This window comes from Pyrococcus horikoshii OT3 (assembly GCF_000011105.1).
In the GTDB taxonomy this organism is placed as follows: domain Archaea; phylum Methanobacteriota_B; class Thermococci; order Thermococcales; family Thermococcaceae; genus Pyrococcus; species Pyrococcus horikoshii.
On record NC_000961.1, the window covers coordinates 1,395,686 to 1,415,805 of the forward strand.

Genomic DNA, 20,120 nt, shown 5'->3' on the forward strand with positions numbered 1-20,120 from the left:
ATCACTCTACCAGCAAGGAGCCCCCTGTCAGGAACTCTTGGGTGATCTTCCCTTTTCTTAGCAACCAGTCAACCTGAGTTTGAGTGTACCTATAGACTATATCTCCTCTCTTATCGCTCTGGACTGGCCAAGGTTGAACTATTACTAAGTCACCAACCCTAATCCATACTCTCCTTCTAAGCTTTCCTGGGATCCTACATCTCCTGATCTTTCCATCCTCGCATCTAACATCCATCCATCCAGCCCCTAATGCCTGCTCAACTACTCCGAACAGCTGATTTCCTTCTGGAAGGGGAACCCTTATAACCTCTTCACCCTCAACCTTTCTCTCCTTCTTAGGCATGATCATCACCCCCTAATTTTTGCAAAAATTTTTCCACATGCAGTTTAAGTGGAAACTTTAAAAATTTTTGCATAAAGATTTGGAAGGTATATAAACACCCATAAAAGAGGGATAATGGAGGTGTAACAATGCAAGAAGGTGTTTGGAAATACATCTCGCTAATCTTAGCCTTAGTTTTAAGCCTTTCAATAGTAAGTAATGCCCTCCTTTATATCCAGATAGGTGAGGTAGAAAAGTATAAGGAGGGTAAGCCAAGCTTCAATGAGACCACTGTGTTAACTTCTCCTGAAGATAATGTAACAATTCTTAAACTCCAAAATGAGAAGCTCAAAAGAGAGGTCGAATTCTTAAAGGGATTTATAGCATCTAGAAACGTAACTTATACAAATGTGACTGTTGCAATATTACCAATCTTCGGACCAATTGACGACGAATCCGCTTTAAATGTTATAGAGGTCATTAGAAGGATAAGGGAAAATGATACAATAAAAGGAGTTCTAGTATGGATAGAGAGCCCAGGAGGGTTTGTTGGTCCGGTAAGAGAGATATACATCGAACTAAAAAAGTTAGATTATATAAAGCCGGTAATAGCGTACGTTAGTGGATACGCCTACTCAGGAGGATATTACATAGCATGTGCGGCCAAAGAGATTGTTGCTAACCCTCTAGCAGACGTGGGGAGCATAGGAGTTATATACGTTCATTTTAATGCGGAAAAGTATTATGAAATGAACGGAATTGAAGTGGAAGTATTCAAGACTGGACCATATAAAGACATGGGGGCCGATTGGAGAAAGCTCACACCAGAAGAGAGAAAGATAGTTCAAACTCAAATTCAGACATACTTTAACGATTTCCTTCAGGTCGTAAGTGAAGGGAGAAACATGACAGTAGAAGATGTTAAGAAATTTGCAACTGGAAGAACATGGTTCGCTAAGGATGTCAATGGAACTCTGGTAGATAAGCTGGGAGATCTTGACTTGGCATTGAAGGAACTTCTAAAATTGATTGGAGCTAAAAAAGCAAACGTTATAGTATACGATGTAAATAGAGGGAAATTTGAAATAGGAACAACGGCCTTGCTGTACATGCCCCCCAATCTAGTATATGGATACATAAGGAGAGGGGAGTAGAAATGCAATGTGAGGAGAAGTTAGAGGTCTTTGAAAACGGTTTTAAAGATGAAAAGTTCAATGTTGAAGTCAAATTTTACGGAAATGATGCAAGAAAAGTTCTTTTAGCTATGATTTACGAACTTTATCTTCCAGAATACGGGAGAGAGTACGTATATCCTTTTGAGTGCGCCAAAGAATTCTGGAATATCTATTTAGAAGGTGAAGAGATCCAAGATGAAGAATTTCAACTGAAACCAATAAAATTCACGAGTGAGCAGGTCATTAAAAAGCTTCAAGAAGAAATTAAGAAAATTAAACCCCCACTTGAGATAAAAATTGAGGAGGCAAAAATATACAAAACTAAGGAAGGATACCTAGCCGTGGGTAATTATTTCATCCTAGACCCGAGGGGGAGATTATTCATATTTAATAAACCCAGCATTGCTAACAAAATTCTAAAATACATCTGGAAGTGGTAGAATTGGAAAAAGAGAAAATTGTATGGATAGCAATAATTCTTCTGATAATCTTCCTTGTATGGGAAACCCTCAAAGATCTGATTGCCCCGATAGTATTTGGAATGGCGGCAAGTTACATAGCTTATCCCTTTCACATTAAACTAAGCAAAAAAGTTGGAAAAAGAAACTCCGTTCTGATTCTATCAGGTATTTTATCGATATTTTCCCTGATATTTTTTGTTGGCGTAACTCTGTGGATAACAGATACCCTTAAGAACCTATATAACTACCTTGATGCCTTTTTCTCTTGGCTTTCTACACTCAACGTCCCTGGTTTTCTTTCTTCGCTTTTCGATGCCTTGGCCACAAGTTTCCCGGAAAAGTTAAGGAGTATCCTACTCCAATACACCCTTTCCCTGCCAAAACTTGCACTTCAACTGATTGTGTTTCTAGCGGTATTCTATGCTACCCTCCTAAATGCAGATTTCTTAGCTAAGGAGATCTATGAGTTGCTGCCATTAACAAATAGGGAATTAGGAGAGAAAATGATAGAAAAAGTAAAAGATACTGTAGATGCTATCCTTAAAACCTGGCTATTTTTCAGCGTAGTAAAGGGAATCTTTTTAGCCCTGGGATTTTACCTATTTAAGATAAGCAATGTTGCAGGTTCCATAGCGGCGGGAGTTCTATGTATTGTTTTAGAGCTACTTCCCGTTGTTGGAGGATGGATAATGTGGCTTGCTGGAGCAATAATCCTCTTGAGACGATCAATGCTCCTTGCCATAATTTTTGCGATATATGGAATAATTACCATATCCCCGATCCCCGACTATTTCCTCAAGCCGAAATTTGCAAAAGAGAGGGCGAAAGTGAGCTCTGTAGTAGCTTTAGTTGGAATATTCGGCGGTTGGATAGCCTTTGGGGCAGTTGGTATAATCCTAGGCCCAATAGCTATAGGACTATTATTAGCCCTTATAGATGCATGGAGAGAGATAGGGACTAAACAACCTTCCAAAGCTCATCGCTCTCAGGACGCTTAAGAGGTCTTTCGGCCCCATTCTCTATTATTACTCTCTTTTTCTCGGCCAAAAATTCCCCAATTATACTCGCCTGAATTCCATGTGAGAGTAACCTCTCAATTAGGAATTTTGCATGATCTCTAGGGGTAGAGATCAGTAAAGCACCCGAACTTATCAATGCTAGCGGATCAAGGTCATAGAAGTGGCATATCTTTCTGGTTTCTTCCCTTATAATTACTTTATTCGCAAAGATTCTAAAGCCAAGCCCATTTATATCCGCCATTTCATGAAGGCCATTTGCTATCCCTCCCTCAGTTGGATCATGCATTGCTGTTGCAAATTCCCTAGAGAGAAGGGCCTCCCTGACTATACTTATTTCATTAATGAAAGCTTTGGCCCTTTCAACGAAATTTGAACCGAAAACTCCCTTGAGCTCTTCCTCTCTTTCATGGGCTATTATAGAGGTACCCTCAATTCCTGCCCCCTTCGTAAGGATTATTGCATCACCTGGTCTTGGATTTGGAACAACGAGATTTTCCTTCTCAACCTCACCAAGCATAGTCCCCACAACTATAGGCTTCTTTAACCCAGGAGTGACTTCTGTATGGCCACCAACTATCGATATTCCCATCCCCTCAGCAACTTCACGTACCTCATCCATTATGGTAATGACATCATTGAACTCGGAACCCTCAGGAAGTAGTATCGTAACTAAAAACCACTTCGGCCTAGCACCAAAGGTTGCCACGTCATTCGCGTTTATATTAACAGCGTAAAAGCCTATCTTTTCCTCTGTCCCAGTTATTGGATCAGTTGATGCTACTAAAACGTAATCACCAAAGTCAATTGCAGTTGCATCTATCCCAACCTTAGGGCCAACTATAACCTTATCTCCTGGTTTTAATTTCTCTAAAATTTTTGCCAATAACTCCGAAGGGATTTTACCCACCAGCATTTTCATTCCCCACCTAACTTTGAAAAAGGCATTATTAATCTATTCCATTAGGGGATTCAAAATGAAAGTTCAATATGAATGCTTAACATGCATGGCTAATCAATGCCAGAGAATAGTAGAAATGGCAACCCAGGATATGGATATTAGAAGGAGGGCTATGATACTAGCAGCTAAATTGTTAGCTAAGGAATATAATGAGAATGCAATACCCGCGATAGCGGGAAGCTTAATATTCCTGGAGTTGTATAAATTCCTGGGCAATGATGACCCGTTTATAGAGTATAAGCTAAAATCTGAGGAGATGGCAAGAAAAGTCGCTGATATAATAAAGAGAAAGCTAAAGCTTGATTTTGAACTTGCAGTTAAACTTGCAATAATTGGAAACGTAATAGACTTCTCAGTAGGATTCTCGCCAGAAGATCTCGAGGAAGAAGTCGAAAAAATGCTCAAAGATAAACTTTACATTGACGACAGTAAAGAACTGTTTGAGGAAGTAAAGAGGGCGGAGAATATTTTGTACATCACGGACAACGTTGGAGAGCACTATTTTGATGCAATTCTAATAGAAAAGATAAGGGAAATTTCAAATGCTGAAGTATACATAGCTGGAAAAGAGGGGCCAATAATAAACGATGCAACTGTTGAAGACTTAAAAAGGGCTGGATTGGAGAAACTAGGAAAAGTTATATCTACAGGAACGAGAATAGTTGGAGTTCCCCTTAAGTTAGTAAGTAGAGAGTTTATGGAGGCATTTAATAAGGCGGATGTCATCATAGCAAAAGGACAGGGGAACTTCGAGACGTTAAGCGAAATAAATGATAGTAGGATATTCTTTCTTTTGAAAGCTAAGTGCCCCGCAGTAGCTAGGGAGCTTAAGGTTCCTAAGGGTGCACTGGTGTGCATGAGGAATAAATTTAAACTATAACTCTCCCTTTCCCTCAAAGAATTCTATAAGCCCATCATCTTCATCTTCTTCTAGATATCCAAGTTCTTTTTTCTGAAGTTCAATGAGCCCAGGAGTGAGTAGCAACTTGCCATTTAGTTTAGGAACAGCATAGTGAAAGGTAATTTCACTAAATTCATCTAATTTAATCGTTGGATTCTCCTCATACTCAATCTCCTCAAGCCTCTTTCCCTCGCTGATAAGCTTAGCTATAATTGAGGCCCCATCTATTGAAAATTGAGGCCTTCCAATATGCCTGACCTTAACACCTTCCATTTTAGACGTTATTAACTTCCTTGTTCTTCCTCTTGGAATTGCATCTCCAAGAATACCCCCAACCACTATAATGGTATCCTCACTAATATCCTCAGGTTTAAGCTCCTCCTTAGCCTGAAGGTCAAGGACTATAACCTTAGATCTATCTACGGGAAGCTTCGTAATACTTTCAGTAACTACACTTCCAATTTCAGCTAAAATCTTTCTCTCCTTTGGCTTTACGTTAGTGAATATCAGCTTATCCCCCCACCATTGTGCAACGTGCTTGTATTCAAGTAATAACCACTCGCTTATATCCTCTAGGTGTTCAATGACAAGGTACGGCATGTGTTGAGATTCGAAATTACCCTTTTAAACTTGCCTTCCAACTGATAGGTATGAAGTTTGCAGTCGTTGGAAACCTTACTATTGATATAATTAAGGGAACGAAGAGACCAGGAGGGGGGGTATATTACTCTGCTCTAGCCCTCTCCAAGTTTGCTGATGTTACAATATACACAAAAATTGGGCCAGACTACCCGAAGGAGTGGCTTGGAGAAATTGAAGAATTTGCTGAAGTCGTTGCTTTTAGGGGAAATTTAACTACAACCTTTAGCCTATCTTATTCAGGAGATGAGAGAGTCATCAAAGTTATATCTAAAGGGGAAGTATTTACGCAGGATGAGCTCGAGACAATCGGAGAAAAAAACGTAATAATAAACCCAGTAGCGAATGAAATAAAGTCTGAACATGTAGAGCTCTTTAGAAGACCTTCACTTGATATTCAAGGGTTTGTAAGAAATCTAAGCTGGAAAGTCGAACTCAAGGATATTGAAGGAGGATTCTTGGAGAAGGCTTTTGTAGTTCACGCATCAAAGGAGGAATACTCAAGGATTAGGAATCCTGGGATGCCCGATGTTCTAGCGATAACAAATGGAGTTAAGGAAGGGAAAATTATAACGAAGGATGAAGAAATAACATTTATGCCCGAAGTCGTTAATACTCAAGATCCAACTGGCGCTGGAGACTGTTTTTTAGCATTGCTAACTTACGGTATCAATAAGTATAAGCTGCAAGAGGCTCTAAACTTCGCAATTAAAGAAACCGCTGAATTTTTAAGAGCTAGGAAAAGAAAATCTATATGAATGGCGATGATGAGGCCTCGATTGGCTGAATCGATGATTGAGAGGGACTTGGCTGAGCGGTGATTAAAATGAAAAGGTATGCTCTGCTTATAAAAGCTCCCGATGATTACGATATATCAGGTTTCGAGAAGAAGATTAAAGAAACGGGCAAAAAAGAGGGAATTAAAGTCGAAATGTATAGATGCATAGGACTCACGGTCGACATAGTTATAATCTATAACAATGGAATCGTCCTTATAAGGAGGAAGAACGAACCATATAAGGGATTTTTAGCCCTTCCTGGGGGATTCGTTGAGTATGGGGAAAAGGTCGAAGATGCAGCAATTAGGGAAGCCAAAGAGGAGACTGGCTTAGACGTAAAGCTCCTCAGAATAGTTGGAGTTTACTCCGATCCCCGCAGAGATCCAAGGGGACACACAGTAACTGTAGCATTCCTAGCGGTTGGAAGCGGTGAACTTAAAGCAGGAGATGATGCTAAAGATGTTACAGTTGTTCCCATTAATGAAATTGAAAGGATAAAGGAAAAGCTTGCATTTGACCATGCAAAGATAATAGAGGATGCCCTCACACTAAAACCTTAATGACCTCCCTCAGCTTATCAGCAAATGGAGTTTTCAATAATTCCTCGACCTTCCCTATCTTCTCTTCAAGATCCCTGTAAAAAGGTACCCCGAGTAAATAGTTTATGCCATGCCTTTTAGCTAGATTTTTAACGTCTTCCTCTTCGTCTAGTTTCATATTCTCAATTATCCCGAGGATTTCCCTGTTCTCTTCCTTGAGTAATTGGATTAGTTTTTCTACAACGTTTAGGGCTAATTTAGAGGGAGTTGCAACGACTATGAACTTACCCCTTTTGAGAAACCTAAGAACATCCAAGAAGGGATCACCGAGCCCCGGAGGCATGTCAATTACGAGGTAATCCAACTCATCCCACCTAGTTATCGTTAGTAACTCTATCAAGGCATCACTAACTTCTTTCCCCCTTAACGGCGTCGGCTTATTCTCGGTATAATAAACTATGGTCATGAACTTTACACCGTTAACTTCTGGGGGAACAACACCCTTATCTTCCTCTGGGAACTCTTTAGGCTCAAACCCCAGGATAACATGATCACTAGCTCCATGGAAGTCCAGATCCAAAAGCCCTACCTTATACCCCTTCTCCCTTAGGAGCAAGGCCAACGTTGTTGAGATAAGGGATTTACCAACACCACCTTTCCCACTAACAACTGGGATGACGTTCCTGACTTTCTCCAATCTTGAAGAGATAGCTATTTCCCTGGGGTCAATCATTGTTCTCCCTCCTTTTCGATCTTTATTCCAGCTATGTAAACTCCCCTCCCTTTAACAACCTCAAAATCATGACTCCCACATCTTGGACAAGAGAGAAAAGCATGAACTACCTCGGGAATAAAGTGGATATCCTCTCTCATCCTTTCATCCAACTTCTCCCTCACCTCGCTAAGACGCCACTCGTATCCACAATTTCTACATTTAAATACGGCTTCTTCTTCCTCGAAGATTATCTCAGCTCCCTCGGCTATTGTCCCTTTAAAGAGCTCATTCATGGCAAATTCAACTATTTTAGCATCAACATCTTGAAGTTCGCCTAAAACTACCTTTACTGCCAGAACTTTAGAGGCATTTTCCTTTTGAGCATGCTCGAGAACAGTTCTAACTATAGCATCTGCCAGGGCCCACTCGTGCATGTTACCATCACCTGACAAGATTTATATATTATAGTTTAAAAATGAAAGGGATTACATTTATAATGGTGGTATATAATGAAGGCCTTCATTTCTATTGACCTAGAAGGTCTTCCTTATATAGTTAGCAGGGAGCATCTCTTCGTTAAAGGGAGTTTATATAAAGAGGCAAGGGAGATAGCTACGAGACTTGTAAAAACTGCTGCTGAAGAATTGAATAGGCTAGGATTTGAGGAGGTTATAGTAGCAGATTCTCACGGCCCCATGGTGAACGTTATTCCCGAGGAGATGCCAGAATTCGTATCCCTCGTTAGAGGCTTTCCAAGGCCACTCAGCATGGTAGCTTTTGCCAAGAATTCTGACATCGCCATATTCCTTGGCTACCATGCGAAGGCCGGAACCAGTAGGGCTACGTTCGATCACACCTATAGCGGATCAACTATTGACAAGGTCATCATTAATGACATCGAGGTGAGCGAATTCTTAATGAACGCTATGCTACTCGGCGAGTGGAATATCCCAGTAGGTGTCCTAGGAGGAGATGAAGCCCTAAGAGAGGATACCAAGTTAACTCCCTGGATAGAATTTGTCCCCTTTAAGAGGGCTTCAGGGAGGTACTCGTCGATAAGCCCATCATTAAAGAAAATTGAAGAGGAATTAAGGGGAGCAATCCAAAGGGCCGTTAATAAGCTTAAAAGAGGGGAACTTAGACCATTGAAAACGGAATATCCAATTAAGGTCAGGGTTAGGTTCCTAAACAGCGCATACGCCGAAGTTGCAGAATTGCTACCCTTCGTTGAAAGGACTAGTGGAAAAGAAATCCAATACGTTGCAAAATCAATGGAAGAGGCTTATAAGATATTTGAAGCCCTCGTGTTCGCGGCCGCAGGAGTTTCATATATAACTTCTAGATAGGTTAGCCTGTCCAAAATTTTATCAATCCCCCCTATTTCTTTTTACTTGATGCCCCATGAACGGTAGGAGTGATCGTTTTTGGATCCAAAGCAGAAATCCACGCTAAGTCAATACTGAAGGATGGAGAAATTCCAAAGAGATGGTATAATATCCTACCGGATCTTCCAGAACCTCTAAGCCCCCCTCTCGATCCAGAGACGAATGAAACAATTAACCCAGAAAAACTAACTAGGATATTTGCAAAAGAGCTAATAAAGCAAGAATTTAGTGAGAAGAGGTACATCAAGATACCCAAAGAGGTAAGAGAACTGTATGCAAAAATAGGAAGGCCTACACCGCTTTTTAGAGCTACAAATCTGGAGAAAATCTTGAAAACTCCTGCAAGGATTTACTTTAAATATGAAGGAGCTACAGTAACTGGGAGTCACAAGATAAATACCGCACTAGCCCAAGCTTATTATGCCAAGAAGGAAGGGATCAAAAGACTCGTCACTGAAACGGGAGCAGGACAGTGGGGGACTGCTCTAAGTTTAGCCGGGGCATTAATTGGTCTTAAAGTTAGAGTTTACATGACCAGGGCTAGTTACTACCAGAAACCGTACAGAAAGATTCTAATGGAAATCTACGGAGCTGAAGTCTTCCCAAGTCCGAGCGAGAACACCGAGGTAGGGAAAAGGTTCCTCAGGGAAGATCCAAATCATCCAGGAAGCTTGGGAATAGCCATTAGCGAAGCTATAGAAGATGTTCTAAGTGATGAGAAGGCCAGATATTCCCTGGGGAGCGTTTTAAATCATGTCCTGATGCATCAAACCGTGATTGGACTAGAGGCCAAAAAGCAGGTTAAAGAGTTCGAAGAGCCGGATGTAATAATTGGATGCGTAGGTGGGGGAAGCAACTTCGCTGGATTAAGCTACCCATTTATAAAGGATGTCCTAGATGGAAAAGCGGAGTACGAATTTATAGCCGTGGAGCCCAGGGCCGTTCCAACTATGACCAAAGGAGTTTACACTTACGATTATGGCGATTCTGCTGGCTTAACACCAAAGATAAAGATGTATACCCTAGGGCACACCTACTATGTTCCACCCATACATGCAGGTGGATTAAGATACCATGGACTAGCACCAACCCTTAGCGTACTCATGAATCACGGAATAGTAAAGCCAATGGCATATCATCAGACGGAGGTATTTGAAGCGGCCGTTCTCTTTGCAAAAGCGGAAGGGATAGTTCCAGCACCGGAAAGTGCACATGCAGTTAGGGCAGTAATTGATAAGGCGTTAGAGGCCAAAAGAAAGGGAGAAGAAACTGTGATACTCTTCAATCTAAGCGGACATGGACTTTTAGATTTAAAGGGGTATGAAGACTATCTAGAGGGGAAGCTCGAGGATTACGAACCTCAAATCTTAAACCTAAGTATGGCCCCGAGGCCACCAAATGCCCTATAGAACTGCTGACCTTCTTCAGTGTCTAGGGATATTATTTCGACATCCGATCCCGCTTCCTCTGCCATTTTTATTAACTCCTCTGCAACATCCCACTTTTCGATTGTTAAGTTCTGACTTCCACACTTGGGGCATTTAGTAATTTTCTTCCTATAGACTTCGTATTCTTCCTCGCTCATGGTCTTCAGCTCTTCCCAACCGCAGTGGTTGCACTTAACCCTAACCCTAACCTTGTTGTACCCCTCACTTATTAATAGAACGTCAACGGCACCTATTTCTAATGCCCTCCTAACTTCCCTCTCACCGTAAGTTGCAAGCCCCGTATCCTTTACTACATGCTTAAGAAACTCATTAACTAGTTTTTTCTCTCTAATAACCTCGTGATCTCTCAATATGTCGCTAGCCTTCTCAACTAATTCCCTAAGCCCGTACTCTCCATGGTAGCTTATATCCACGACTCCAAGTATCTTCTTCTTGAGCTCGTGGTGTAGGTACTCCCCTTCAACAAACTCCTCTTTCGTCGGCCCAGGGCCACCAATGATAATTCCCTTTAGTTCTCCTTTTTCAAGTAAAGGAAGAAACGCCCTGTTTGCATGTTCACCAATCCTCTTCATGAATTCATGCGTTTCTTGCTCTCTAATTCTCTCATAACGTCTAGCTGACTGTCCACCAGCCCTCGTCTTTCCAGGGACATTAGAAGTTAGCTCATCAAGTAGTTCTATTCTTTTCCCCCTAAGTAGCCCTATGGTGGCTTCATTCTTCTCAACCGTTATCAAGCCATAAGCATCCTTAACCCTAAGCATCTCTTCAAGAGGTTCAGTGACGAAAGTTTGATCACATCGATAAAGTCTTACGTTTAGGGGTTCGGGGGGAATTATTGCCCATAGCCTGATGTCAGTATTTCCTTCTATTTCACTAACGTTACCCACAAAAAGGGCTAAGCCATTTTCTGGAGTTTGCTTATATAGCTTTAAATGTTGCATTGCCCTTTCCAGAGCCCCAAGAACGTTTTTCCTTGTCGTTTTTGACTTTATATTTTGGGCCGTACTGTACTCCTCCCTGAGCTGTTGCATGACCTTACTGAGGTCATAACCAGCAGGGATATAGAGGGATATCAACTCAGTCCCTCGACCCCTTATCTTTTTTAGCTCCTCTATTTTCTTCTTTAATTCGTAAAGTTGAGCATCATGACGTGTCATTTTACTCACCTCTCTCGTCCAAAGGTTTAAAAATTGGACAATTTATAAAGGTTTGGCATGAGGGAAGCACCGTGAAGCTCGAGAGTGCTAGAGTATCCTCAAGGGAGGATAGCGAGCTTTTAAGTTTCGTGAAATCTTTAGGTATTGAAGTCAATGAAAAAGCCTTACCCATAATTGGAAGATATTATATAAGGATTTTAGATGTAGAATACACTTCAGAATCCTGGGACGGATTAAGAGAGATAATTAATAAATTGCGAAAGACCTACATAGTAATGCCAGCCTACAATGAAGAAAAGACAATAGGATCTGTTCTCGATTCTCTTTTAAAGGTATTCAAACCCAATAATATTATCGTTGTTGATGATGGAAGCAAGGATAAAACAAGAGAGATTGCCAAGTCAAAGGGAGTCCATGTTATAAGCCATATAATAAACAGAGGACTTGGAGGAGCCCTTGGAACCGGAATTTACTATGCCTTAATGAGGGGAGCCGAAATAATAGTCACATTTGATGCCGACGGGCAACATTTGCTTGAAGACGCTTTAAAGGTAATTAAGCCAGTGGTAGAAGGGAGGGCCGATCTAGCCATAGGAAGTAGATTTAAAGGAGATATAGGGCAGATGCCCCTGGTAAAGAGAATCGGGAACATAGTATTAAACACTATTACGGCAGTTTTTGCAATGAGGTACGTTACAGACTCCCAGAGTGGACTAAGGGCATTCTCAAGGGCGTGTGCTTCTAAGATAAAAATTACATGTGATGGTTATGCAGTCTCCAGCGAGATAATAGTGGAAGCATCGAGAGGAAAATGTAAAATAGTAGAAGTTCCAATAAAGGCTGTATATACTGAATATTCAATGAAAAAGGGAACTAACGTTATGGAGGGAATAAAAATAGCTATTAACCTGCTACTTGATATTTTCAGGAGGTGAAAATATGTATACGATTCAGTACATTGCCATTATAGTAATCCTTACCCTTATGATATACGCATTCTTTAGACATAAAAAGGGTAAATTAGAGCTCTCTGACTTAATAACTTGGGAGGCATTTTTTATAGTTCTCCTTATAATAGCCTTGGCCCCTCTACGAATTTCAATTGAAATAAAGAGAATTTTTGGACTTGGAAGAGGGCTTGATGCCTTGTTCGTTTTAACAATAGGACTTACCTATATTCTCCTCTTTAAGCTCTACCTTGACATTGATAAGATCGAAAGAGAAATAACTGAGCTAAACAGGAAAATATCGATCAGACTTAAAGAACTTGAAGATGAAATTGAGCGAAAACCTTAATTTTTAGATGCACTAAAACATCTATAGAGGGGAACCAGATGGAACCTAGTGAATTTAAGCTTAATCAAAAGGGAATAAAATCTGTATTACCCGCACTCGAAGCGGAAATAATGGAATATATGTGGAAGATAAAAGAAGGAACAGCTGGAGAAGTTTATGAATACCTAAAGCAGAAACATCCTGAGATTAGAAGGTCAACGGTTAGTATATTAATGAATAGACTTTGCGAGAAAGGTCTTCTAACGAGAAGAATGGACAGAGGAAGAGGAGGAATTAAATACATATACACCGTAACCACTACAAGGGAAGAGTTCGAGAGAAAGATAGTTGAGAAAATTATAGATTCCTTAATAGCTAACTTTAGGGAGGCTACCTATGCATACCTCGCAAAGAAAATTAAAAAGTGAAGGAAAATGTTAATAATCCTTTTTCTAATTCAGATGATATTAATTGTAAAAGCTCTGGGCTTAAAGGGGTTATTTATATTCCTTGCCCTTATCTTTGGGCTGTTCGTTCTATGTAAAGTTTCATTAAAAGTGAAACTACCCCGCAATAAATACTCAAAGGTTACATGGGAGGATATGCCTTGGCTTTACGATGGGGTAGCTAGGATGGCAAACAAGGCCAGGATATCTACGCCGAACATATACATAGAGGATAATCCAATCCCAACAGCATACTCTTTTCAGAATTCAATAGTACTCTCGGCGGGACTCCTTGAGATACTTAACGAAGAAGAAGTACTTGCGGTAGCAGCCCATGAGATTGGACATATAAAGAATGGAGACACGGTATTATTTCCCCTATTAAGGTATGGAAAATATATAATGGGGATAATAACGGCAATAATTGTAATCTTCGCAACTGGTTTTATAACTAAGGTAGTATCTTTCCTGGTATTCGTGATATATGCCTTTTCGCTCTTAAAATTCCTAAGAAAAAGGGAGTTTTTGGCCGATAGGGTAGCGCTTCAAATTGCAGAAGTTCCGTATGCCCTTAAAAGTGCTTTGGAAGAACTTAAATTCTATGAAGAAGCCCTTAAAACTAAAGAGATGCCACTTCCAACTATCCAACCATCTATAAGGAGAGAGGAAAAAAGGGAACCCCAAATTTTTCCATTACCAAGCACCCATCCAAGTTACGATGAAAGGATAGCAAGGATAATCGCAATAGTTGAGATGTATAGAAGATTAGAGTTCTTAAACTAGCTTCGAAAGAAAAATAAACTCTCCAGCAGAGGTTAATCCATGAAGGTTGAAATAGTATTAGATAAGGAAAAAGCTGAAAAAATAAAGAAGATCAGACCAACAAAAGATGAATATTTTATGTTAATAGCTAAGTTAGTCTCCTTAAGGGCCACGTGCCCCAGACTAAGAGTGGGGGCCGTTGCGGTTAAAGATGGATATATCTTAGCAACGGGCTACAATGGAGCACCTCGAAACATGGATCATTGCATAGACGTTGGATGTATAATGGTGGATGGACACTGTCATAGGGCCGTCCATGCAGAACAAAACGTTATAGCCATGGCCGCAAGAAAAGGGATAAGCCTTGAAGGAGCAACCCTTTACGTTACTCATTTTCCATGTGACACCTGCTTAAAACTCCTAATAAACGCTGGAATTAAGGAGATAGTCTACGAGGAAATGTATCCCAATGAGGTCACAGAAATGTTACTAAAAGAGGCCCAGGAAAAAGGATTAATAAAAATTAGACAATTCAAGCTCTCCAGGGAAAGAGTAAAAGAATTTCTTGAGGAGCTTTTCCCTGAGTTCTGTATGGAAAAAAATGATTAACGTCCAAATCTTCTCTCTCTTTTTTGGAACTCCCTTATTATTCTCAAAAAGTCAATCTTCCTAAACTCTGGGAAGTATACATCAACGAAGAACAGCTCGCTATATGCTATCTGATAAAGGAGAAAGTTGCTTATCCTAACCTCCCCTCCAGTTCTAATCACAATATCGGGATCTGGCATATTTGGAACGTATAAGTATCTTCTCAAAAGTTCTTCATCTATTTCTTCTATTCTGAGTTTCCCGCTTATTACATCCCTAGCGATATCCTTAACAGCATCAACAATTTCACTCCTTCCACCATAAGCTAAAGCGACGTTTAGGATATAATTATTGTATTTTCTTGTAGCCCTTTCAGCTTCTTCCACGGCATCTCTGACACTTTTTGGAAGGAGTTCCTTTCTACCTATAACGTTCACCCTAACCCCATACTCGTGAACCCTTTTGTCCGTAACTAACTCCCTAAATTTTTCTTCAAACAACTTCATCAGTCTGTCAACCTCTTCTTTGGATCTCTTGAAATTCTCAGTAGAAAAGGCATATACCGTCAATATCCTAATTCCCAATTCGTGGCACCATTCTAAAATTTCCTCAAGTTTCTTGGAACCAAAGAGATGACCATACCAAGGAGGCTTCTCATGCTTTCTTGCCCATCTTCTATTTCCATCCATTATTATTGCAACATGCTTGGGAAGAACCCCAGACTTCACTTTTTCTATTAAATACCTCTCGTATAAATCGTAGGCAGGTTTAAAAAATATTTTTGGAATATGGGAGATAATACGATATATCATATCCTCTTTCTCCCCTTAATGTGCTTTTCAGCTAGCTCCACATATATTTCAGCGTTCTTCTTGGTCCATTCAATTTCTTCTTCAGTTAGTTGTCTAACAACCTTCCCTGGAACGCCAAGAACCAAACTGTAATCTGGGATCTCCTTGTTCGGGGGAACAACGGCCCCAGCTCCAATGATCACATGATCTCCAATTTTTGCCCCATCCAAGATCACGGAACTAATTCCAATTATAACGTAATTCCCGACCTTTGCCCCATGAACCATTGCATTATGGCCTATGGTAACGTACTCTCCTATCTCCGTTGGGTAACCGTGAGATGTGTGGATACTAACATTATCCTGAACATTGGAATACTTCCCCACGTAAATTTGCTCAATATCACCTCTAAGGACTGCTGAAGGCCAGACACTGGTTTTTTCCTCCAAGACTACATCTCCTATTACAACAGCATTCTCATCTACAAACGCCGAAGGGTGAATTCTCGGTTTTTTTCCATTAATCTCGTAAATCGCCATTTAACCTCCCTCCAGAAGTTAAGTATACTACGACTTTTTAAAGATTTTAGGGGTTTAAATATAATTAACGATGAAAGGGGGTGATGAGGAAAATTTCGCTAGCTGAAGTGAAAGATGATGAATACCCTCGCAACCGAGCCTATTTTAATTTTTCAAGGATTATTGCTGGACAGACTTTAGTTACACCATCTATTTTACCTATTTTATTTGATATAATGTCTGCAAGGTCCTCTCCATCTCTGGCCCAGATTACGGCCATTATCATATGATCTCCACTAGAGAGATAAAGCTCCCTCACGAATTCAAACTCTTTGAGTTTCTCAGCTACCTCAAATAGTTTTTCTGGCCTAGTATCAACGCCTGTTATTGTAACCAAGGAGTAACCCAACTTTTTAGGATTTATCCTTATTGTGTATCCCTCGATAATTCCCTTCTCCTCTAAGGCCTTAACCCTCTTCCTCACAGCTGTCTCGCTTATACCAAGTTTCTTTGCAATTTCAGTAAATGGGGTTCTCGCATCCTTTGATAATATTTCAAGTATTATCTTATCCCTCTCATCAATCATTCTTCAAACCACCTAAGTATAAGATTGACACCATACTATATAAATCATTCCGTTAGAATAGGTACATAATTTAAACCTAAAACAACAAGAAGAAAAGGAAAAAGCTCAGTGCTTAACCCATCCGCGATCGAGCATTGCCTGGTAGACCCTCTGGACTGCAACTACATAAGCTGCATCTCTCATGTGTATGTTCTTCTCCTTTGCGGTGTTGTAGACGTCATAGAATGCTTTCGTCATCTTCTTGTCAAGTCTCTCTCTAACCTCTTCAAGTGTCCAGTAGTAACCGGTTATGTTCTGCACCCACTCGAAGTAGCTGACCGTAACTCCACCAGCGTTACATAGGAAGTCCGGAATCTGAAGGATTCCTTTCTCGAATAGTATCTCATCGGCCTCTGGGGTAACCGGACCGTTGGCTACCTCTGCAACAATCTTAGCCTTAATGTTGTCTGCGTTCTTCTTGGTTATGACTTCTTCTATAGCCGCCGGAGCTAGGACATCAACGTCAAGCTCAAGTAGTTCTTCATTGCTTATGTTCGTAGCTCCTGGGAAGTCCTTAACGCTTCCATGCTCCCTCTTCCACTTGAGAACCTCATCAGCGTTAAGGCCATCTGGGTTGTAAATTCCACCCTTGCTGTCGCTTACGGCTACGACTTTCATTCCGTAATCTTCGCTCATTATCTTTGCTAGGTAGTAACCTGCGTTACCATAACCCTGAATTGCGATTGTCTTACCCTTGAGTCCGTCCCATCCAAGAACCTTAGCTGCTTCCCTAATTGTGTAGCTTGCTCCTCTTGCGGTAGCCTCATTCCTTCCAAGGGATCCACCGATGCTGAGGGGCTTCCCGGTTATTATACCAAAGGCTGGTGTCTTCCTCCTGGCAATCGTCTCGTATTCATCCATCATCCAAGCCATTATCTGTGGGTTGGTGTAAACATCGGGAGCAGGTATGTCCTCGTATGGGCTTATTATATCGTAAACGGCCCTAATGTAGCCCCTTGCAAGTCTCTCCTTCTCTCTATCGGAGAGCTTCTTTGGATCAACTATAATTCCACCCTTACCTCCACCGTATGGGAGATCCATTACAGCAGTCTTCCAGGTCATCCAAGCTGCAAGGGCCTTAACAGTACTTAGAGTCTCTTCGGGATGCCACCTAATTCCACCTTTAGTTGGACCCCTAGCCCAGTTGTATTGGACTCTAAATCCTGTGAAAACTTTTACAGAGCCATCATCCATTTCAACGGGGATTGTGACCTCAACAATCCTCTGAGGCCTCTTCAAGAACTCGAGAGCTTCTTCACTTATCTTCATGTGTTGGGCAGCTCTCTCAAGCTGCTTAACTGCAATTTCAAAGGGATCCTGCTCAACCATATCCACACCTCCAATTTAGTTGATTGGCGATACAAATTTGAGCAATAGCCTATATAAAGCTTTCGGTAAATGAGGGTGGAAATCCTTTCGTTAAGGAAATTCAAGGAGATGATCTTTCTTTCGATTTGAAAGTGGGACACAGGAGTATATCTTTATGAAAACTCCCTTTAAATCTCAAATTTTTATATACATCGATGAACATATTAAAACTCTGATGACTAAGGGATAAAAAGCCCTCAGAGGGAAGTCGGTCATCATGCATCAGCTCACTCCACTTCCAATCATCGGGCTTTCTTTTTTCTTTCAATTCTTTCTTTCCTACTCTCAAGCTTGGCCATCTTCTGGGCCTCAACTTCTTCCTTAAATGCCCACTTGAGGAGAGGTGGTGTTATCAATACTGAGACCGTGATAAAGATGAGGGTAGCCGCTATAAACTTCGGAACGTTACCCGATGATATAGCCCCTCCATGAATTGCCACCATGAGATCTACTAAAGCTACCTCAGTCCTTGGGATTGAACCTATACCCATTTGAAGAGACATTCTGAAGTTCTGTTTAGTGAATAAAAATCCTCTCCCTCTTCCCCAAGCCGTCAACCATGCTCCAAAGCCCCTTCCAATGACCTTTCCAACCACAGCTATCGTGGTTAAAACAAAGGCTAGCTTAAATGCCTCGATGTTCTTGAATACCGTTAGGTTTAACATCGCCCCTGTATGAACGAAGAAGAGTGGAATCAGAAAGCCATATCCAATACTCCTTACCTCTTCCATTATCCTTTTTCCTTCGGGGAGCTTTGATAGTATAAGACCAGCCATAAATGAACCTTCTATTGCAGCAGCAAACCAATCCTCAGCTAAAGCTGCAAATATGAACATTAAACCTATAACTAAGCCAAGAACTCCCTTTTCCACATGTAGCTTTTCAGCGAACTTAATATAATGATCCACCAAATACCAGCCAAGAACGCCCGTAATTATAAAGAACACGATTATCTTGGCACTAAGCTCCAGAAGAGATCCAGAACCTACTGCGAAAATTATTAGGGCTATTCCAAGGAAGTCATCTATAACGCTAGCACTTAAAGAAGCAGCCCCAACCTCACTCCTAAGAGCACCAAGATCCATCATTATTCTAACGGTCAATCCGATACTTGTTGCCGTTAGTAAGACACCCCCAGCAAAAGCCTCCCTGTATCCATACCCCATAACCCTCAAGGCATAATAACCCAATGCAAGTGGAACGAAAACCCCCATAATCGTTGAAACGACTGCTGTCACTCCCGTTCGTTTAAGCTTTTCAATATCAGTATCAAGAGCTCCTAGGAACAACAGGAGGATTATACCTAATTTTGCCAAAAAGTCTATGACCTCACTAGATCCCATAGTTATGGGTAAATATTCACTCTTTATGAGCCCAAAATATACGAGATTCCCAAGTGCCATTCCCATTAACAGCTCACCAAGAACCCCAGGAAGTTCAAACCTCTCAACTATGGAATCTCCAATCTTCGCTATTATTATAGCAGTACCTATTGTGAAGAGGATCCATGTTGCCTCCATTCCTCACCACCCACCCTCAAAAGTCTTAGAAATTCAGTTATTAGCAGTCTCAAGCTGACCTCTCCCTTGAGCCTCCCCTCTTCATCTACTACAGCCAATATTCCAACTTTATACCTTCTCATCTTTTCAAGCGCGTCAAGAATGGTGGCATCCTCCTCGATTGTTAGAACATTCCTTTCCATGATCTCTCCAACTTTTTCTGCTCCGCCAAATATTGATTTAAATAGAGGGCTTATACTCCCGAGTCTTGCCCTTTTTGGCGGCATTAGGATATAGAAAACATCAAAATACCTTATCACACCAACCAGCTTCATCTCTTTCCTGTCATTAACTACCCAAACGTGATGCCTAGTTCTGAGTATTTTAAGAGCATTAATTATTGAGGAATTCTCCTCTAAAATGGGCATCTGAGTCAAAGGTGGAGTTATCTGAGTTAGTTTCATTGAATGAAAAGCATTTAAAGCTCTTTCCAGCTCCATTTTTCTCATCCTCCGCTTACTACTGGCATTACCTTAACGAAATCTTTATCCGTTACCTCCGCATCTTCTGTAGCTATCTTACCATTTATAATAATTATCTTCCCTTTGATGTCATCAAATCTAGGTATAGTTTCCCTAAGGATATCCCCAACTCTCTTCTTTCCTGAAATTTTAACCTCAATCTCCTGGGAACCGGCTAAATGAGAGAAAACTCCCATGAGCTTAATTTTCATCTCCCCACCTCCGGAAG

The 20,120-nt window shown here is 40.9% G+C and carries 26 protein-coding genes; 13 read left to right on the forward strand and 13 right to left on the reverse strand.

The features are described from left to right. Position 1 precedes the first annotated feature (1 nt). Positions 2-343, reverse strand: a complete 342-nt coding sequence (gene eif1A, locus PH_RS07420) for a translation initiation factor eIF-1A (RefSeq protein ID WP_048053429.1) — start codon at positions 341-343, stop codon at positions 2-4. Between the two features lie 128 nt (positions 344-471). On the opposite strand from eif1A, the gene sppA reads away from it, so the two are divergent. The 3 genes from sppA to PH_RS07435 are packed head-to-tail and all read left to right on the forward strand — an operon-like array spanning position 472 to position 2,956. Beyond that, a complete protein-coding gene (sppA, locus tag PH_RS07425; RefSeq protein WP_010885646.1) occupies positions 472-1,476 on the forward strand; it encodes a signal peptide peptidase SppA in 1,005 nt (334 codons plus the stop codon). Positions 1,477-1,478: 2 nt separating this feature from the next. Beyond that, positions 1,479-1,937: a PH1570 family protein gene (locus PH_RS07430; protein WP_010885647.1), complete on the forward strand. Its 459-nt coding sequence runs from the start codon at positions 1,479-1,481 to the stop codon at positions 1,935-1,937. After that, a complete protein-coding gene (locus PH_RS07435) occupies positions 1,931-2,956 on the forward strand; it encodes an AI-2E family transporter (RefSeq protein ID WP_010885648.1) in 1,026 nt (341 codons plus the stop codon). The genes PH_RS07430 and PH_RS07435 overlap by 7 nt, the downstream gene beginning before the upstream one ends. Here the strand turns inward: PH_RS07435 and PH_RS07440 are convergent. Continuing rightward, a complete protein-coding gene (locus tag PH_RS07440) occupies positions 2,916-3,890 on the reverse strand; it encodes an AIR synthase family protein (protein ID WP_048053605.1) in 975 nt (324 codons plus the stop codon). The two genes, PH_RS07435 and PH_RS07440, sit on opposite strands and share 41 nt — an antisense overlap. Positions 3,891-3,951: 61 nt before the next feature. On the opposite strand from PH_RS07440, the gene PH_RS07445 reads away from it, so the two are divergent. Then, complete coding sequence (locus PH_RS07445; protein ID WP_010885650.1) at positions 3,952-4,815, forward strand: damage-control phosphatase; 864 nt, start codon at positions 3,952-3,954, stop codon at positions 4,813-4,815. On the opposite strand, the gene PH_RS07450 is transcribed toward PH_RS07445, so the two are convergent. Next, positions 4,810-5,436 carry a hypothetical protein gene (locus PH_RS07450; protein ID WP_010885651.1) on the reverse strand — a complete coding sequence of 209 codons (627 nt, stop codon included), beginning with the start codon at positions 5,434-5,436 and terminating at the stop codon, positions 4,810-4,812. The two genes, PH_RS07445 and PH_RS07450, sit on opposite strands and share 6 nt — an antisense overlap. A 50-nt stretch (positions 5,437-5,486) precedes the next feature. On the opposite strand from PH_RS07450, the gene PH_RS07455 reads away from it, so the two are divergent. Together PH_RS07455 and PH_RS07460 are read left to right on the forward strand one after the other, a co-directional pair. Continuing rightward, positions 5,487-6,233, forward strand: a complete 747-nt coding sequence (locus tag PH_RS07455; protein WP_010885652.1) for a PfkB family carbohydrate kinase — start codon at positions 5,487-5,489, stop codon at positions 6,231-6,233. Positions 6,234-6,301: 68 nt separating this feature from the next. Then, a complete protein-coding gene (locus tag PH_RS07460; protein WP_048053431.1) occupies positions 6,302-6,814 on the forward strand; it encodes an NUDIX domain-containing protein in 513 nt (170 codons plus the stop codon). Here PH_RS07460 and PH_RS07465 read toward each other — a convergent pair. Both PH_RS07465 and hypA read right to left on the reverse strand, forming a co-directional pair. After that, on the reverse strand, positions 6,798-7,526 hold the full coding sequence (locus PH_RS07465; protein WP_010885654.1) for an Mrp/NBP35 family ATP-binding protein: 729 nt from the start codon (positions 7,524-7,526) through the stop codon (positions 6,798-6,800). The two genes, PH_RS07460 and PH_RS07465, sit on opposite strands and share 17 nt — an antisense overlap. Then, positions 7,523-7,942: a hydrogenase nickel incorporation protein HypA gene (gene hypA / locus PH_RS07470; RefSeq protein ID WP_048053432.1), complete on the reverse strand. Its 420-nt coding sequence runs from the start codon at positions 7,940-7,942 to the stop codon at positions 7,523-7,525. Before hypA ends, PH_RS07465 begins: the two co-directional genes overlap by 4 nt. Before the next feature lie 75 nt (positions 7,943-8,017). On the opposite strand from hypA, the gene PH_RS07475 reads away from it, so the two are divergent. Both PH_RS07475 and PH_RS07480 read left to right on the forward strand, forming a co-directional pair. Then, complete coding sequence (locus tag PH_RS07475; protein WP_010885656.1) at positions 8,018-8,854, forward strand: M55 family metallopeptidase; 837 nt, start codon at positions 8,018-8,020, stop codon at positions 8,852-8,854. 68 nt (positions 8,855-8,922) lie between these two features. Next, positions 8,923-10,302 (forward strand): TrpB-like pyridoxal phosphate-dependent enzyme, encoded by a 1,380-nt coding sequence (locus tag PH_RS07480; RefSeq protein WP_010885657.1) that lies wholly within the window; start codon positions 8,923-8,925, stop codon positions 10,300-10,302. Here the strand turns inward: PH_RS07480 and prf1 are convergent. Next, positions 10,254-11,498 (reverse strand): peptide chain release factor aRF-1, encoded by a 1,245-nt coding sequence (gene prf1, locus PH_RS07485; protein WP_048053433.1) that lies wholly within the window; start codon positions 11,496-11,498, stop codon positions 10,254-10,256. The genes PH_RS07480 and prf1 overlap by 49 nt on opposite strands. Before the next feature lie 71 nt (positions 11,499-11,569). On the opposite strand from prf1, the gene PH_RS07490 reads away from it, so the two are divergent. The 5 genes from PH_RS07490 to PH_RS07510 are packed head-to-tail and all read left to right on the forward strand — an operon-like array spanning position 11,570 to position 14,590. Continuing rightward, positions 11,570-12,433, forward strand: a complete 864-nt coding sequence (locus tag PH_RS07490; protein WP_048053434.1) for a glycosyltransferase family 2 protein — start codon at positions 11,570-11,572, stop codon at positions 12,431-12,433. Between the two features lie 4 nt (positions 12,434-12,437). Continuing rightward, positions 12,438-12,794, forward strand: coding sequence for a DUF2304 domain-containing protein (locus tag PH_RS07495; RefSeq protein ID WP_048053435.1), 357 nt, complete (start codon positions 12,438-12,440; stop codon positions 12,792-12,794). 38 nt (positions 12,795-12,832) lie between these two features. Further along, complete coding sequence (locus PH_RS07500) at positions 12,833-13,201, forward strand: BlaI/MecI/CopY family transcriptional regulator (RefSeq protein ID WP_010885661.1); 369 nt, start codon at positions 12,833-12,835, stop codon at positions 13,199-13,201. A 6-nt stretch (positions 13,202-13,207) separates the two neighbouring features. After that, the gene (locus PH_RS07505; protein WP_010885662.1) at positions 13,208-14,002 is read left to right on the forward strand and encodes a M48 family metallopeptidase; all 795 of its coding nucleotides are present in this window, start codon (positions 13,208-13,210) and stop codon (positions 14,000-14,002) included. A gap of 39 nt (positions 14,003-14,041) precedes the next feature. Continuing rightward, entirely contained in the window at positions 14,042-14,590 is a 549-nt protein-coding gene (locus PH_RS07510; protein WP_010885663.1) for a deoxycytidylate deaminase, read from the forward strand. On the opposite strand, the gene uppS is transcribed toward PH_RS07510, so the two are convergent. The 7 genes from uppS to PH_RS07545 all read right to left on the reverse strand — a co-directional run bounded on the left by uppS (position 14,587) and on the right by PH_RS07545 (position 20,103). Continuing rightward, the gene (uppS, locus tag PH_RS07515) at positions 14,587-15,381 is read right to left on the reverse strand and encodes a polyprenyl diphosphate synthase (protein ID WP_010885664.1); all 795 of its coding nucleotides are present in this window, start codon (positions 15,379-15,381) and stop codon (positions 14,587-14,589) included. The genes PH_RS07510 and uppS overlap by 4 nt on opposite strands. Further along, positions 15,378-15,899: a gamma carbonic anhydrase family protein gene (locus PH_RS07520; RefSeq protein ID WP_010885665.1), complete on the reverse strand. Its 522-nt coding sequence runs from the start codon at positions 15,897-15,899 to the stop codon at positions 15,378-15,380. Before PH_RS07520 ends, uppS begins: the two co-directional genes overlap by 4 nt. A gap of 139 nt (positions 15,900-16,038) precedes the next feature. Continuing rightward, entirely contained in the window at positions 16,039-16,464 is a 426-nt protein-coding gene (gene lrpA, locus PH_RS07525) for an HTH-type transcriptional regulator LrpA (RefSeq protein WP_010885666.1), read from the reverse strand. A 105-nt stretch (positions 16,465-16,569) separates the two neighbouring features. Further along, positions 16,570-17,832: a glutamate dehydrogenase gene (gene gdhA, locus PH_RS07530; RefSeq protein ID WP_048053436.1), complete on the reverse strand. Its 1,263-nt coding sequence runs from the start codon at positions 17,830-17,832 to the stop codon at positions 16,570-16,572. A 281-nt stretch (positions 17,833-18,113) separates the two neighbouring features. Beyond that, positions 18,114-19,391, reverse strand: a complete 1,278-nt coding sequence (locus PH_RS07535; RefSeq protein WP_010885668.1) for a cation:proton antiporter — start codon at positions 19,389-19,391, stop codon at positions 18,114-18,116. Then, the gene (locus PH_RS07540) at positions 19,361-19,870 is read right to left on the reverse strand and encodes a CBS domain-containing protein (protein ID WP_048053437.1); all 510 of its coding nucleotides are present in this window, start codon (positions 19,868-19,870) and stop codon (positions 19,361-19,363) included. The genes PH_RS07535 and PH_RS07540 overlap by 31 nt, the downstream gene beginning before the upstream one ends. A gap of 5 nt (positions 19,871-19,875) precedes the next feature. Next, positions 19,876-20,103: a MoaD/ThiS family protein gene (locus PH_RS07545; RefSeq protein ID WP_010885670.1), complete on the reverse strand. Its 228-nt coding sequence runs from the start codon at positions 20,101-20,103 to the stop codon at positions 19,876-19,878. Between the last annotated feature and the right edge of the window lie 17 nt (positions 20,104-20,120).

Excerpts from the sequence above, each read along its gene's own strand:
- eif1A (WP_048053429.1), bottom strand. The coding sequence starts at position 343 with ATGCCTAAGAAGGAGAGAAAGGTTGAGGGTGAAGAGGTTATAAGGGTT.
- sppA (WP_010885646.1), top strand. The coding sequence starts at position 472 with ATGCAAGAAGGTGTTTGGAAATACATCTCGCTAATCTTAGCCTTAGTT.
- PH_RS07430 (WP_010885647.1), top strand. The coding sequence starts at position 1,479 with ATGCAATGTGAGGAGAAGTTAGAGGTCTTTGAAAACGGTTTTAAAGAT.
- PH_RS07440 (WP_048053605.1), bottom strand. The coding sequence starts at position 3,890 with ATGCTGGTGGGTAAAATCCCTTCGGAGTTATTGGCAAAAATTTTAGAG.
- PH_RS07445 (WP_010885650.1), top strand. The coding sequence starts at position 3,952 with ATGAAAGTTCAATATGAATGCTTAACATGCATGGCTAATCAATGCCAG.
- PH_RS07450 (WP_010885651.1), bottom strand. The coding sequence starts at position 5,436 with ATGCCGTACCTTGTCATTGAACACCTAGAGGATATAAGCGAGTGGTTA.
- PH_RS07455 (WP_010885652.1), top strand. The coding sequence starts at position 5,487 with ATGAAGTTTGCAGTCGTTGGAAACCTTACTATTGATATAATTAAGGGA.
- PH_RS07460 (WP_048053431.1), top strand. The coding sequence starts at position 6,302 with ATGAAAAGGTATGCTCTGCTTATAAAAGCTCCCGATGATTACGATATA.
- PH_RS07465 (WP_010885654.1), bottom strand. The coding sequence starts at position 7,526 with ATGATTGACCCCAGGGAAATAGCTATCTCTTCAAGATTGGAGAAAGTC.
- hypA (WP_048053432.1), bottom strand. The coding sequence starts at position 7,942 with ATGCACGAGTGGGCCCTGGCAGATGCTATAGTTAGAACTGTTCTCGAG.
- PH_RS07475 (WP_010885656.1), top strand. The coding sequence starts at position 8,018 with ATGAAGGCCTTCATTTCTATTGACCTAGAAGGTCTTCCTTATATAGTT.
- prf1 (WP_048053433.1), bottom strand. The coding sequence starts at position 11,498 with ATGACACGTCATGATGCTCAACTTTACGAATTAAAGAAGAAAATAGAG.
- PH_RS07495 (WP_048053435.1), top strand. The coding sequence starts at position 12,438 with ATGTATACGATTCAGTACATTGCCATTATAGTAATCCTTACCCTTATG.
- PH_RS07500 (WP_010885661.1), top strand. The coding sequence starts at position 12,833 with ATGGAACCTAGTGAATTTAAGCTTAATCAAAAGGGAATAAAATCTGTA.
- PH_RS07505 (WP_010885662.1), top strand. The coding sequence starts at position 13,208 with ATGTTAATAATCCTTTTTCTAATTCAGATGATATTAATTGTAAAAGCT.
- PH_RS07510 (WP_010885663.1), top strand. The coding sequence starts at position 14,042 with ATGAAGGTTGAAATAGTATTAGATAAGGAAAAAGCTGAAAAAATAAAG.
- uppS (WP_010885664.1), bottom strand. The coding sequence starts at position 15,381 with ATGATATATCGTATTATCTCCCATATTCCAAAAATATTTTTTAAACCT.
- PH_RS07520 (WP_010885665.1), bottom strand. The coding sequence starts at position 15,899 with ATGGCGATTTACGAGATTAATGGAAAAAAACCGAGAATTCACCCTTCG.
- lrpA (WP_010885666.1), bottom strand. The coding sequence starts at position 16,464 with ATGATTGATGAGAGGGATAAGATAATACTTGAAATATTATCAAAGGAT.
- gdhA (WP_048053436.1), bottom strand. The coding sequence starts at position 17,832 with ATGGTTGAGCAGGATCCCTTTGAAATTGCAGTTAAGCAGCTTGAGAGA.
- PH_RS07535 (WP_010885668.1), bottom strand. The coding sequence starts at position 19,391 with ATGGAGGCAACATGGATCCTCTTCACAATAGGTACTGCTATAATAATA.
- PH_RS07540 (WP_048053437.1), bottom strand. The coding sequence starts at position 19,870 with ATGGAGCTGGAAAGAGCTTTAAATGCTTTTCATTCAATGAAACTAACT.
- PH_RS07545 (WP_010885670.1), bottom strand. The coding sequence starts at position 20,103 with ATGAAAATTAAGCTCATGGGAGTTTTCTCTCATTTAGCCGGTTCCCAG.